At 67.4% G+C, this 12,617-nt stretch carries 13 protein-coding genes; 12 read left to right on the forward strand and 1 reads right to left on the reverse strand.

Going from position 1 to position 12,617, the window contains the following annotated elements; genetic code table 11:
- The first annotated feature begins 26 nt into the window (after positions 1-26).
- The 9 genes from ABD024_RS11580 (at position 27) to ABD024_RS11620 (ending at position 7,191) form a co-directional block, all read left to right on the forward strand.
- Positions 27-461 (forward strand): OsmC family protein, encoded by a 435-nt coding sequence (locus tag ABD024_RS11580; protein WP_343852744.1) that lies wholly within the window; start codon positions 27-29, stop codon positions 459-461.
- Between the two features lie 127 nt (positions 462-588).
- Positions 589-1,059: a polymorphic toxin type 4 domain-containing protein gene (locus ABD024_RS11585; RefSeq protein ID WP_343852746.1), complete on the forward strand. Its 471-nt coding sequence runs from the start codon at positions 589-591 to the stop codon at positions 1,057-1,059.
- A 55-nt stretch (positions 1,060-1,114) separates the two neighbouring features.
- Positions 1,115-1,501 carry a YciI family protein gene (locus tag ABD024_RS11590; RefSeq protein WP_343852748.1) on the forward strand — a complete coding sequence of 129 codons (387 nt, stop codon included), beginning with the start codon at positions 1,115-1,117 and terminating at the stop codon, positions 1,499-1,501.
- 102 nt (positions 1,502-1,603) lie between these two features.
- Positions 1,604-1,849 carry a hypothetical protein gene (locus tag ABD024_RS11595; protein ID WP_343852750.1) on the forward strand — a complete coding sequence of 82 codons (246 nt, stop codon included), beginning with the start codon at positions 1,604-1,606 and terminating at the stop codon, positions 1,847-1,849.
- A 412-nt stretch (positions 1,850-2,261) separates the two neighbouring features.
- Positions 2,262-3,134 carry a TraB/GumN family protein gene (locus ABD024_RS11600; RefSeq protein WP_343854663.1) on the forward strand — a complete coding sequence of 291 codons (873 nt, stop codon included), beginning with the start codon at positions 2,262-2,264 and terminating at the stop codon, positions 3,132-3,134.
- A gap of 180 nt (positions 3,135-3,314) precedes the next feature.
- Positions 3,315-5,552 carry a DNA topoisomerase IV subunit A gene (gene parC / locus ABD024_RS11605; RefSeq protein ID WP_343852752.1) on the forward strand — a complete coding sequence of 746 codons (2,238 nt, stop codon included), beginning with the start codon at positions 3,315-3,317 and terminating at the stop codon, positions 5,550-5,552.
- Between the two features lie 103 nt (positions 5,553-5,655).
- On the forward strand, positions 5,656-6,087 hold the full coding sequence (locus ABD024_RS11610) for a hypothetical protein (RefSeq protein WP_343852754.1): 432 nt from the start codon (positions 5,656-5,658) through the stop codon (positions 6,085-6,087).
- A gap of 40 nt (positions 6,088-6,127) precedes the next feature.
- A complete protein-coding gene (gene lplB / locus ABD024_RS11615; protein ID WP_343852756.1) occupies positions 6,128-6,418 on the forward strand; it encodes a lipoate-protein ligase small subunit in 291 nt (96 codons plus the stop codon).
- Positions 6,415-7,191, forward strand: a complete 777-nt coding sequence (locus ABD024_RS11620; RefSeq protein ID WP_343852758.1) for a lipoate--protein ligase family protein — start codon at positions 6,415-6,417, stop codon at positions 7,189-7,191. Before lplB ends, ABD024_RS11620 begins: the two co-directional genes overlap by 4 nt.
- Positions 7,192-7,278: 87 nt before the next feature.
- On the opposite strand, the gene ABD024_RS11625 is transcribed toward ABD024_RS11620, so the two are convergent.
- Positions 7,279-7,767 (reverse strand): NUDIX hydrolase, encoded by a 489-nt coding sequence (locus tag ABD024_RS11625; RefSeq protein WP_343852760.1) that lies wholly within the window; start codon positions 7,765-7,767, stop codon positions 7,279-7,281.
- Positions 7,768-7,967: 200 nt separating this feature from the next.
- Here ABD024_RS11625 and ABD024_RS11630 point away from each other — a divergent pair, with 200 nt between their 5' ends.
- From ABD024_RS11630 to ABD024_RS11640, 3 genes are all read left to right on the forward strand, one after another.
- Positions 7,968-8,699: a phosphodiester glycosidase family protein gene (locus ABD024_RS11630; protein WP_343854669.1), complete on the forward strand. Its 732-nt coding sequence runs from the start codon at positions 7,968-7,970 to the stop codon at positions 8,697-8,699.
- Positions 8,696-11,110 (forward strand): penicillin acylase family protein, encoded by a 2,415-nt coding sequence (locus ABD024_RS11635; protein ID WP_343852762.1) that lies wholly within the window; start codon positions 8,696-8,698, stop codon positions 11,108-11,110. The genes ABD024_RS11630 and ABD024_RS11635 overlap by 4 nt, the downstream gene beginning before the upstream one ends.
- Before the next feature lie 80 nt (positions 11,111-11,190).
- Positions 11,191-12,606: a cryptochrome/photolyase family protein gene (locus ABD024_RS11640; RefSeq protein WP_343852765.1), complete on the forward strand. Its 1,416-nt coding sequence runs from the start codon at positions 11,191-11,193 to the stop codon at positions 12,604-12,606.
- The last annotated feature ends 11 nt before the right edge of the window (positions 12,607-12,617 follow it).

Genomic DNA, 12,617 nt, shown 5'->3' on the forward strand with positions numbered 1-12,617 from the left:
GCAGCGGGCATTCTCGGAGACTGACAGTGGAGATCTCGGCGATCGTCAGGAACTCTGGAACGGGCTTCGTCGTCTCGGTCCGCACCGACAGCGCCAGTCAAAACCTGGCCATCCCACCCAAAAGTTCTGGCCAAGGCTCCGGCGTCAATGGCGGCGAGTTCCTGCTGCTTGCCCTGGCCACTTGCTATTGCAATGACCTTTACCGCGAGGCGTCCCGCCTGGGTATCAGTCTGGCCGCGGTCGAGGTCGAAGCCACGGCCGACTTCCCTGGCATTGGCTTGGCGGCCACCGATATCCGGTATCGGGCCAAGGTGACATCCCCGGCGGCTGCATCCGCCATCGCAGAGCTGCTTCGGCACACCGATGCCGTGGCCGAGGTGCACAATACCGTCCGCGCGGGGGTGCCGGTGACGCTGGTTGCGGATACGCCCGCGGGCAAACAAGGGGACGGGGGAACTTGATCGCTCCGTACCCATCCACCGCCATCGCCCGTGCTCAAGTAACGGGGTCAGGTTCAGTTACAAACTGAGAGTAAACCTGACCCCATTCTGGTTCACCCCGTTCCGGTTCAGTCAACATGGAGGTCATATGCGATTCAAGGAAAGTACGTCAAAGGATGCATTCGGCGCCACAGTGATTCGTAGTCTGCTTCGCCCTGCACCCGGTCGCCATGGATTCGAAAAGCAGATGTTTCCCGGCATTGAAGTGGGACTGACTGGCTGGCAGAGGGCTCACAGCCAAGGCAGCGGTACAGGTTTCGAAAGTCCTGCCGCGATTCGCTACGCTCCGGAGGAAGTGAACCAGCAGTTCCAACGCCTGGGGATCGAGCGCTACCTGCGTGAACTGCTTAACACCAAGCCTGATGACACCGAGCTTTGGCTCACAACTACCACCTCCACTCATCCCAACAGCCTTCGTCTCAAAGAAATTCAGTATCGCGTTGACGCGCTGAAGAGGGATGCTTCCCGCAGGCTATTTGAGGCAAGCATTGAGATCGCGGATCAACGAATGAATCCGAGAGTAGCCATCCATGCCACACCGTTTCTCAAACTCTTCTAGTTCATATCTGGAAAGGAGCCAGATCCACTAAAGGGTCTTCAAAGGAAGCCACCCCATGAACCAGAAAAGCCCACCCTCCGACTACCTCATCCTCTCGCGCGGCCAATGGAACAAAGACGCCTCGCGCGAAGAGATCCAGACCGTGATCGACCGGTTCTACGCGTGGTACGACCGGCTGGTGAGCGAGGGCCGGATCGGGCCCGGGCACCGGCTCGCCCGCGAGGGCAAGGTGGTGTCGCGGCAGGCGACCACGGACGGCCCGTTTGCCGAGGCCAAGGAAGTGGTCGGCGGTTACTGGTTCATACGCGCGGACAGCCTGGAGGAAGCGGCGCGCATCGCGGCGGAGAACCCGTGCCTGGCTTACGGCCTGGTTTGCGAGGTGCGGCCGCTCGAGCTGACGCGCGCCAGCGCATATGCATCGACCAACGAAACCCCGACGTAAGCCTGTGCGGGGCGGCGCGAGCCCTCCCGCCTTGCGGAGAAAACGCGATCAGGTCCATTTAAAATTGAACCCGAACACCACGAACTCTTCCAAGGAGCTGAAATGGATAGCCAGAACAAGTATTGGTTTCCCGCGAAGCGGTACGGCTGGGGCTGGGGTCTGCCGGCTCGATGGGAGGGCTGGGTTTGCCTGGCCATCTACGCGGGGTGTGTGGCGCTGGTCTTTCGTTTCCTGCGGCCAGCGGCCGACCCCGTCATGTTCGCGATCAGCCTGGTGTTGCTTACCCTCGGCCTGACGGCCGTGTGCTGGCTGAAGGGCGAACCGCCACGTTGGCGCTCAGGCGACTGACCGACCCCGAAACCGCGGGCATCCACCCGCTCGACCCCGCTGCGTTGCGCCGGGCGAGGCGGTAGCGAAGTCCGGCGTCGGGGTGGCGAAGCCCGGCCAGGACGTGCCGAACCCCGACGCCGAGGTTCCGGACAGCGACGGGGACGTGCGCAACCCCAACACCGAAGTTCCGGACATCGACGGGGAGGTGCGCCACCCCGACGCCGAGGTTCCGGACGTCGACGAGGACGTGCGCAACCCCGGCGCCGGGGTTCCGGATATCGACGGGGACATCTGCCACCTCAACGACGAGGTTCCCGGGCTCGGCCGGCACCTGCGCCACCCCGACATCGCGGTTCCGCAGGCCAACGGCCCACGCCATCACCATCTCGCCGGGATTGAACTGGCCACCACCTCCCGCGACACTCCCGACATGAAGCGTTCGATCACCCTGCGCCTGCTCGCCTGCCTCGCCCTGCTGCTCGCCTGCGCCCCGGCGCTGGCGAAACCCGCGTTGTGGATGGTGAAGGACGCCGACACCACGATCTACCTGTTCGGCACGGTGCACCTGATGCCGAGCGACGCCGGCTGGCATTCTCCCGAGCTGGACCGGGCGATGACGGACAGCCAGACGCTGTATATCGAGATCACCGACGACGACCCGGCGAACATGGCGGCGCTGGTGCTGCGCCACGGGATGGATGCGGCGCACCCGCTGTCCAGCCAGCTCAGTCCGTCGGAGGCGCATCGGCTGAGCCTGCTGGCGAACAAGCTCGGCGTGCCCGGCGGCATGCAGACGCTGAACGTGATGCGCCCGTGGCTGGCCGCGCTGACGCTGGCGGTGACGCCGCTGCTGAAGGCCGGGCTCGATCCGGAGCATGGCGTGGACAAGCAGCTGAAGGCGCAGATGAGCGCTTCCGGCAAGCCGGTGCTGGGCCTGGAAACCGCCGAACAGCAGATCCGCTTTCTCGCCGACATGCCGCGCGCGATCGAGCTGGCCTTGCTGCGCTCGACCATGCGCGATGCGAACAAGGGCGCATTCCGCCTCACCGAACTGATCGACGCCTGGAAGGCCGGCGACGTGGACACCATCGCGCGCATCGGCAACGACGACATGCGCCAGCACGAGCCGAAGCTCTACCAATTGCTGCTGGTGCAGCGCAACCAGGTCTGGGCGACGAAGATCGCCGCGATGCTGCAGCAACCCGGCACCGTCTTCATCGCCGTGGGCGCGGCCCATCTGGCCGGACCGGACAGCGTGCAGGCGCAGTTGCACAAACTGGGTCTCGAAGTCGAGCGCCAATGATCCTCGCGAAGCTGCCCCCGTAGGAGCCCGCTGGCGGGCGATGCTCTCTATGCTTTTGCTTTTGCGAATCCCGGCCCCAAGAGCATCGCCCGCCAGCGGGCTCCTACAAGAGCGGGGCGCTTTCTGGCACCATCGACCGGTTATCCCGCGCGTCGCGCGCCACTTCCCTGATGTAACCGCATGAACCTGCAAGCCAATTACGAACAGATCCCGCTGAAGGAATACGCCGAGCGGGCCTATCTCGATTATTCGATGTACGTGGTGCTGGACCGCGCGCTGCCGTTCGTCGGCGACGGCCTGAAGCCGGTGCAGCGACGCATCATCTACGCGATGAGCGAGCTGGGCCTGGCCTCCACCGCCAAGCCGAAGAAATCCGCACGCACCATCGGTGACGTGATCGGCAAGTTCCATCCGCACGGCGACAGCTCCAGCTACGAAGCGATGGTGCTGATGGCGCAGCCGTTCTCGTACCGCTACCCGCTGGTCGATGGCCAGGGCAACTTCGGCTCGCCGGACGATCCGAAGAGCTTTGCGGCGATGCGCTACACCGAGTCCAAGCTCAGCCCGATCGCCGAAGCGTTGCTGGGCGAGCTGGCCCACGGCACGGTCGACTGGGTGCCGAACTTCGACGGCACCCTGGAAGAACCGAGCTGGCTGCCGGCGCGCGTGCCACACGTGCTGCTGAACGGCTCGATGGGCATCGCGGTCGGCATGGCCACCGACATCCCGCCGCACAACCTGCGCGAGCTGGCCACCGCCTGCATCCGTCTGCTGGACGATCCGGACGCCACCGTCGCCGACCTATGCGAGCACGTGCACGGGCCGGATTACCCGACCGAGGCGGAGATCATCACCCCGCGCGCCGACCTGCTGGCGATGTACCAGACTGGCGGCGGCTCGGTGCGCGCCCGCGCGGTGTACCAGCGCGAGGAAGGCAACATCGTGATCACCGCGCTGCCGCACCAGGTCAGCCCGTCGAAGATCCTCGAACAGATCGCCGCGCAGATGCGCGCGAAGAAGCTGCCGATGATCGAGGACCTGCGCGACGAGTCCGACCACGAGAATCCGACCCGGCTGGTGATCGTGCCGCGCTCGAGCCGCGTCGACGCGGACGAGACCATGCAGCACCTGTTCGCCACCACGGACCTGGAAAAGAGCTTCCGCGTCAACCTCAACATGATCGGTCTGGATGGCCGGCCGCAGGTGAAGGACCTCAAGCGCATCCTCACCGAGTGGCTGAGTTTCCGCACCAGCACCGTCACCCGGCGCCTGGAACATCGACTGGCCAAGGTCGACCGCCGCCTGCACCTGCTGGAAGGCCTGCACACCGCCTACCTCAACCTCGACGAAGTCATCCGCATCGTGCGCAGCGAGGACGAGCCCAAGCCGGTGCTGATGGCCCGCTTCAAGCTCAGCGAGGAGCAGACCGACTACATCCTCGAAACCCGGCTGCGTCAGCTGGCCCGGTTGGAGGAAATGAAGATCAACGCCGAGCGCGACCAGCTCGAAGAGGAGCGCGCGCGCATCAACGTGCTGCTGAAATCGCCAGCCAAGCTGAAGAGCCTGATCAAGGACGAACTGCGCGCCGATGCCGAGAAGTTCGGCGACGCCCGCCGCTCGCCGCTGGTCGAGCGCGAAGTGGCGCATGCGCTGGACGAGAGCGCGCTGGTGGCCAGCGAACCGGTCACCGTGGTGCTCTCGCAGAAGGGCTGGGCGCGCGCCGCCAAGGGCCACGACATCGACGCCGAGGCACTGAACTACCGCGAGGGCGACGGCCTGCTCGCCGCGGTGAAGGCCCGCACGACACAGCAGGTCGCGTTCATCGACTCCACCGGCCGCGCCTACTCCACGCTGGCGCACACCCTGCCCTCGGCGCGCGGCAACGGCGAGCCGCTGACCGGCCGCTTCAGCCCAGCCGCGGGCGCCAGCTTCGACGCGGTGGTCGCCGGCGACAACGACACCCGGCTGATCCTCGCCACCGACTTCGGCTACGGCTTCGTCACCCGCTTCGAATCACTCACCGGCCGCAACAAGGCCGGCAAGCAGATCATCAGCCTCAGCGACGGCGCGAAAGTGCTGGCGCCGCAGATCAGCGCCGATCCGGCGCGCGACCGCATCGTGGTGGTCACCACCGAAGGGCACCTGCTGATGTTCTCGGTGGCCGAGCTGCCCGAGCTGGACAAGGGCAAGGGCAACAAGCTGATCGAGGTGCCGAAGAAGCATCTTGCGGAAGGTGAGCGCGTGGCCGGCGTGGCGGTGGTCAGCGAAGGCAAGGGCGAGGTCACCTTGTACGCCGGCCAGCGCAAGCTGACCCTGCGCTGGGCCGACCTGGTCGAGTACGGCGGCAACCGCGCCACCCGCGGCGGCCTGCTGCCGCGCGGCCTGCGCCGGGTCGAGCGGATCGAGACCAGCGCATGACCACCCGCGGGGCCAAGGAACTTCCCGCGCCCCGTTCTTTCCAAAAGGGTTGTACACGCCGAGGCGGCATCGCGCGTTGAATGTGTACCAACCCGGAGCACGCATGAACATCCCACGGCATCTCGTCGCCCTCGCCGCCAGCCTGCTGGCCACCACGGCATGGGCGCAGACGGCCGGCAAGCCGTTGAACCTGAAGCTGCCGCCCAGCGACCTGCCGGCCGCGAGTTCCACCGCCGCCCCACCGGCCCGCAGCGCACCCGGCGTGTACTACGGCGACACCAGCGGGCGCATGGGCAACAACGACACCACCGACGCCGCGACCACCGCCGACTGCGACGACTACCGCTACAACCAGCCCCAGCTGCACGGCAGCGTCGGCATGGGCGTGGTCAGCGGCAATCATTTCGGCGGCAGCTACCAGACCGGCCGGGTGAACCTCACCAAGGCGTTCGGCAGCTGCGACCATCCCACCGGTGGCGTCAGCATCTCGGTCGGCGCCGGCAGCGACCACTTCCACGGCCGCGGCGGCCGCTGACCGAAGGTATAATCGCCGGATGGTGCCAGGGACGCTCTCGATGCACGGCGAATACAAGATGCCCGGCGGCAAGCTGGTGGTGGTCGATCTGGCCGTGCGCGATGGCCGTCTTGCCGACGTGCAGCTGAGCGGCGATTTCTTCCTGGAACCGGACAGCGCGCTGGATGCGATCAACCGCGCGCTGGAAGGTCAACCGGAACACGCCGACGAAGCCACGCTCGCCGCCGTCGTTCGCGACGCGCTCGCCACCGACGTGATGATGTATGGTCTTTCGCCGGAAGCCATCGCGGTGGCCGTGCGCCGCGCCTTGCACAGGGAATCCGCCGCATGATGCGCACCGACTGGCGCGACCACGACTGGCAGCTGATCCACACCGCGCCGCAATCACCCACCCTGCACATGGCACTGGACGACGTGCTGACCCACGAGGTCGGCGCCGGCCGCCGCGCGCCGACCCTGCGCATCTGGGAATGGGCATCGCCGGCGGTAGTGATCGGTCGCTTCCAGTCGCTGCGCAACGAAGTGGACGGCGAGGCGGCCCGGCGCCACGGCATCGAGGTGGTACGCCGGGTCTCCGGCGGCGGCGCGATGTTCATCGAACCGGGCAACACGATCACCTACTCGATCTACGCGCCGCAATCGCTGGTCAAGGGGCTGTCGTTCCAGGAGGCCTATGCGTTCTTCGACGCGTGGGTGCTCGAAGCGCTCGGCGAACTGGGCATCAAGGCGTGGTATCAGCCGCTCAACGACATCACCTCCGAAGGCGGCAAGATCGCCGGCGCCGCCCAGGTGCACCGCGGCGGCGCGGTGCTGCACCACGTCACCATGGCCTACGACATCGACGCGGCGAAGATGCTGGACGTACTGCGCATCGGCCGCGAGAAACTGTCCGACAAGGGCACCGTCAGCGCGGCCAAGCGGGTCGACCCGCTGCGCAGCCAGACCGGCCTGCCGCGCGAGGCGGTGATCGAACGCATGATCGCCACCTTCCGCCGCCTGCACGGGCTCGCCGACGACCACTTGCGCGCCGACGAACTGGTCCAGGCCGAAACGCTCGCGCAAACCAAGTTCAGCAGCCCGACCTGGATTGGCGACGTGGCGTAAGCGCACCTGGCTCGGTTGCTGCGCAGCCGCGATCGGCTTCGTCGCGGATCACCGCGGCAACGATGCGGGTGATCCTCGCGCCGCCACTCACGACCGGCTGTACGACCACGACTGCATGCGCCCGTCCTTGTACGGCATCACGCCATGGAACGGGCGCGGATCGGCGTCGAACACCAGCGGCAGGAAGTGGCGGTCGCCCTCCCACATCGGCAGGCTCATCAGCCGTTCCAGCGCCACCCACTCCAGCGTGCCTTCGTGGTTGGTCATGAACGGCGTGCCGCTGTAGCGGTCGATCACGAAGATGAAGCCGAGCCAGTCCTCGCCGTGCTTGCCGAAACCGGGCCAGTTCAGCGTGCCGCGCAACTGCATCGATGCGCACTCGATGCCGGCCTCCTCGCGGATCTCGCGGCGCATGCAGGTGGCGATGTCCTCGCCCGGCTCCATCTTGCCGCCGAGGCCGTTGTACTTGCCAAGATGCAGGTCATCGGGGCGAGCGTTGCGGTGGATCATCAGCACTTCGCTGCGATCGGGCGACAACACGTAACCGAGAGTCGCCACTATCGGGGTATAGGGCATGGGCGGGTACCATGGAAAAACCCAAGTTTAGCGGCAGCCGGTGTCCGGCGCAGGCAACCAGCGGACTTGCACCGGCGCGGCTGGGCGGCGACCATCGACGGATGCGCCCATTTGTTTCGCCGCCACCCCACCCCTTTCCTGCACAACAGCCATGGCGCGTGCTGCGGCACGTGCTGTTGCCCTTGCTGCTGCTCGTCGGCATGCCCGGCTGCGCGCCGACCGCACGCGCGCTGGACAGCCGCGAGCTGGCGTTCGAGGGCCAGAACTATCGCGTCGTGCACGTGAACCTGAAGCGCGAGCCACTGAGCCTGCATTGGCGCGAGCCCGCCAGTGGCCAGCCATTCGGCAGCATCGAGACGCTGCGCCAGTGGGCCGAGCAGCGTGGCCAGCGGCTGCTGTTCGCCGCCAACGCGGGCATCTACGACCACAAGTTCGCGCCACTTGGCCTGTACGTGGAAAACGGCAAGACCGTGGTGCCGCTGAACCTGGCGCACGGCAACCCCGCCTCGGGCAATTTCTCGCTGCTGCCGAACGGCGTGTTCGCGGTGTATCCGGACGGCCATGCCGCGGTGCGCACCAGCGCCGCATTCAAGGCCGACGGCAAGAGCGCGCAGTGGGCAACGCAGTCCGGGCCGATGCTGTTGATCGACGGCAAGCTCAACGAACAGTTCATCGATGATTCGTCCAGCCTGAAGTGGCGCAGCGGCGTCTGCGCAAAAACCCCGACCGACGTGGTATTTGCCGTGAGCGAGGCCCCCGTGAACTTCCATACGTTTGGACGGCTGTTCCGCGACAAGCTGGGCTGCCGCGACGCGTTGTACCTGGACGGCAGCATCTCGCAGCTGTACGTCGATGGCGAAGGCTACGCCGGCGCGCCGGCCTTCATGGTCAAGCCGTACGCGGGCATCTTCGCGGTGTTCGCCAAGCCATGACGACCCGCCGCTGGCGCATCCTGCGTACCCTGCTGCTGGCCTTGCTGGCGCTGCTGCTGATGGCCTTCGTCGCGCTGTGGTGGCTGCTCGCCGGCAGCCGGGCGCGACTCGACGGCCGGCACCCGGCCGCAGGCCTCGCCGCCGCGGTCAGCATCGACCGCGACGCGCTGGGCACGGTCACCATCGAGGGAAAAAACCGCCCGGACATCAGCTACGCGCTCGGTTATGTGCATGCACAGGAACGCTTCTTCGCGATGGACCTGATGCGCCGCGCGAGCGCCGGCGAATTGTCCGCGCTGGTCGGGCCGGCGGCGCTGAAGGTCGATCTCAACCATCGCCGTCATCGCCTGCGTGCCGTGGTCGAGGCTGCCTATGCGCAATTGCCGCCCGCGGAGAAGCGCGAACTCGACCGCTACCGCGACGGCGTCAACGCCGGCCTCGCCGACCTGCGCGTGCGGCCGTGGGAATACCTGCTGCTGGGCAGCCAACCGCAGCCCTGGCGCTCCGAAGACAGCGCGCTGGTGATCGCCGCGATGTACCTGGACCTCAACGGCGACGGCCGCAACGAGCGCGAATTGCGCTTCGCGCAGATGCGCGCGGTGCTGCCCGGATCGCTGGTGGATTTCCTGCTGGCGCCCGATCCCGACTGGGAGGCCCCGCTGACCGGCCGGCTGTCGCGACCGCCGGTGACTCCGCCCGCCAGCGTGTTCGACCTGCGTCAACTCGCGGCGCCACAGCCCTCCGCGGCGCTGGCCGCCGCCTTGGCGCCGGCGCTCGACGCCGCGCGTCCCGGCAGCAACAATTTCGCGGTCGCCGGCGCCCTCACCGGCAGCGGCGCGGCGATGCTGGCGAACGACATGCACCTGGGCCTGCGCGTGCCGAACATCTGGTTCCGCACCCGCCTGCGCTATCCCGACGCCAGCGCACCGAACGGCCAGCGCGACGTCAACGGCGTCACCCTGCCCGGCACGCCGGCGATCATCGTCGGCTCCAACGGCCAGATCGCCTGGGGCTTCACCAACAGCTATGGCGACTGGCAGGACTGGGTGCGCGTGCTGCGCGATCCCGCCGACCCCACGCGCTACAAGGTGCCCGATGGCTGGGCCCGCATCGAAAGCCACGACGAGCACATCCAGGTCAAGGGCCAGCCGGATACCGTCCTCAAGGTCGAAGACACCCGCTGGGGGCCGATCCTGGGCGAGGACGCCGACGGCACGCCGCTGGCGCTGGCGTGGATCGGTGCCCGGGCACGCGGCTACAACGTCGAGCTGATGCAGCTGGAACGCACCACCGACGTGCCCGGTGCGCTGGACCTGGCGCCCCGGCTCGGCATACCGCCGCAGAACCTGCTGGTCGCCGACAGCGCCGGGCATATCGGCTGGACCATCGCCGGCAACGGCATCCCGCTGCGCGCCGGCATCGACCCGCTGCTGCCGTCGGATTGGTCGAAGCCCGGCAGCGGCTGGCAGGGCTGGCTCGCGCCGGCGCACTACCCGCGCATCGAGAATCCCGCCGACGGCCGGCTGTGGACGGCGAACAACCGTACCGTCGACGGCGATGCGCTGGCCCTGCTCGGCAACAGCGGCCACGACCTCGGCGCGCGCGCGCAGCAGATCCGCGACGACCTGCGCGCCCGCGCCAGCTTCACGCCCGGCAGCCTGCTCGACATCCAGCTGGACGACCGCGCAGTGTTCCTCACCCGCTGGCAGCGCCTGCTGCAGGACACCCTGGCCGACAGCACCGACCCATCGCTGCAGCAGCTGCGCCAGCTCACCGCGCACTGGCAGGAACGCGCCGCCGTCGACAGCGTCGATTACCGCCTGGTGCGCGCGTTCCGCGACCAGGTCAGCGCAGCCGTACTGGCTCCATTCGCGGCGCAGGTGCAGCAACGCTACCCGGACTTCAGCTGGCCCGGCCAGAACAGCGCCGAGGCGGCCATATGGGCACTGCTCCGCGCCCGGCCCGCGCATCTGCTCGATCCGAAATATCCCGACTGGCACGCGCTGCTCACCGAGGCCGCCCGTCAGGTGGTGACCGAACTCGGCCGGCAACCCGGCGGCCTCGCCGCACGCAGCTGGGGCGAACGCAATCGCGCCGGCATCCGCCACCCGCTGTCCGCCGCGCTGCCATCCTGGCTGGGCCGTTTCATCGACATGCCCGACCAACCCATTCCCGGCGACAACAACATGCCGCACGTTGCCTCGCCCGGTTTCGGTGCGTCCGAACACCTGGACGTCTCGCCCGGCCACGAAGCCCACGGCATCCTCAACATGCCCGGCGGCCAGAGCGACCATCCGTTATCGCCGTACTTCGGTGCGGGGCACGAGGACTGGGCCGCAGGAAAGCCGACGCCGTTGTTGCCGGGAACGACATGGCACACTTTGATGCTGGAGCCGCGGCTCGCTGACTGATTGCCGCGGACGACACCGGGCAGGCGGAAAACCCGCCGCGGGTCGACCCTCGATCTGGCGAGCGCCGGTACGATCCACCCATGAGCACCGCCATCGCCCTGTTCCGGCGCGATCTGCGCCTGGCCGACAACCCCGCGCTGAACGCGGCCTGCGCCGCACATGCGCAGGTATTGCCGGTGTATATCCACGCCCCCGACGAGGACAACGCGTGGCCGGCCGGAGCAGCCAGCCGCTGGTGGCTGCATCATTCGCTGGCGTCACTCGATGCGACGCTGCACACGCAGCATGCCGCGCTGCATCTGCGCCGGGGCGACACGCTCGAACAATTGCGCGAACTGATCCGGCGCAGCGGCGCCAGCGCCGTGTACTGGAACCGGCTGTACGAACCGGCATCGATCGCCCGCGACACGCGTATCAAGAGCGCGCTGCGCGAAGAAGGCATCGCGGTACACAGCCACAACGCCGCGCTGTGGTGCGAACCGTGGCAGATCGCCACGCAGCAAGGCCAGCCGTACAAGGTATTCACGCCGTACTGGCGCAACCTGCGCCCACAGTTGCAGGCGACGGAGCCGCTGCCCGTGCCACCCATGCCGGGGTGGCGCGAGCTGCCCGACGGCCTGCCGCTGGCGGCGCTCGATCTGTTGCCGCGCATCGCCTGGGCCGATGGCCTGGCCGCCAGCTGGCAGCCGGGCGAAGCCGGCGCGCAGGAGCTGCTGGAAATCTTCGGCGACGATGCCATCGGCGACTACATGCACGCACGCGACCTGCCCGCGCGCCATGGCACCTCGCGACTGTCGCCGCATCTGCACTTCGGCGAAATTTCACCACGACAGATTCATTTCGCACTCGATCGTCGCGTGCGTGCCACCGACGCCAAACGCCGCCCCGACATCGAACCGTATCTGCGCGAACTGGGCTGGCGCGAGTTCGCCCATCACCTGCTGTTCCACTTTCCGCAGACGCCGACGGAAAATTTCAATCCGCGCTTCACCGATTTCCCCTGGGCAGCACCCGATGAGGCGTTGCTCGCGCGCTGGCAACAGGGTCGCACCGGCATCCCGCTGGTCGACGCCGGCATGCGCGAGCTGTGGCACACCGGCTGGATGCACAACCGCGTACGCATGATCGTGGCCAGCTTCCTGACCAAGAACCTGCGCCAGCACTGGCTGCACGGCGCGCGCTGGTTCTGGGACACTCTCGTCGATGCCGATCTCGCCAACAACACGCTGGGCTGGCAGTGGGTAGCCGGCTGCGGCGCCGATGCCGCGCCGTATTTCCGCGTATTCAATCCGGTGACGCAGGCGAAAAAGTTCGACCCGGACGGCCACTACCTGCGGCGCTGGTTGCCGGAGCTGGCGGATGCGCCATTGGCGTTGTTGCATGAGCCGTGGAAGGATGCCGACCTGCTCAAGCGCAGCGAGTATCCGGCGCCTATTGTGGATCTGGGGCAGTCGCGGCAGCGGGCGCTGGATGCTTACGGTGCACTCGCGCACTGACTTCACATTTG

The organism is Rhodanobacter soli (assembly GCF_039523495.1).
In the GTDB taxonomy this organism is placed as follows: domain Bacteria; phylum Pseudomonadota; class Gammaproteobacteria; order Xanthomonadales; family Rhodanobacteraceae; genus Rhodanobacter; species Rhodanobacter soli.

Bases quoted from the DNA above. Each gene is read 5' to 3' on its own strand.
- ABD024_RS11585 (WP_343852746.1), top strand. From the start codon at position 589: ATGCGATTCAAGGAAAGTACGTCAAAGGATGCATTCGGCGCCACAGTG.
- parC (WP_343852752.1), top strand. From the start codon at position 3,315: ATGAACCTGCAAGCCAATTACGAACAGATCCCGCTGAAGGAATACGCC.
- ABD024_RS11610 (WP_343852754.1), top strand. From the start codon at position 5,656: ATGAACATCCCACGGCATCTCGTCGCCCTCGCCGCCAGCCTGCTGGCC.
- ABD024_RS11620 (WP_343852758.1), top strand. From the start codon at position 6,415: ATGATGCGCACCGACTGGCGCGACCACGACTGGCAGCTGATCCACACC.
- ABD024_RS11590 (WP_343852748.1), top strand. From the start codon at position 1,115: ATGAACCAGAAAAGCCCACCCTCCGACTACCTCATCCTCTCGCGCGGC.
- ABD024_RS11640 (WP_343852765.1), top strand. From the start codon at position 11,191: ATGAGCACCGCCATCGCCCTGTTCCGGCGCGATCTGCGCCTGGCCGAC.
- ABD024_RS11625 (WP_343852760.1), bottom strand. From the start codon at position 7,767: ATGCCCTATACCCCGATAGTGGCGACTCTCGGTTACGTGTTGTCGCCC.
- lplB (WP_343852756.1), top strand. From the start codon at position 6,128: ATGCACGGCGAATACAAGATGCCCGGCGGCAAGCTGGTGGTGGTCGAT.
- ABD024_RS11630 (WP_343854669.1), top strand. From the start codon at position 7,968: ATGCCCGGCTGCGCGCCGACCGCACGCGCGCTGGACAGCCGCGAGCTG.
- ABD024_RS11595 (WP_343852750.1), top strand. From the start codon at position 1,604: ATGGATAGCCAGAACAAGTATTGGTTTCCCGCGAAGCGGTACGGCTGG.
- ABD024_RS11635 (WP_343852762.1), top strand. From the start codon at position 8,696: ATGACGACCCGCCGCTGGCGCATCCTGCGTACCCTGCTGCTGGCCTTG.
- ABD024_RS11600 (WP_343854663.1), top strand. From the start codon at position 2,262: ATGAAGCGTTCGATCACCCTGCGCCTGCTCGCCTGCCTCGCCCTGCTG.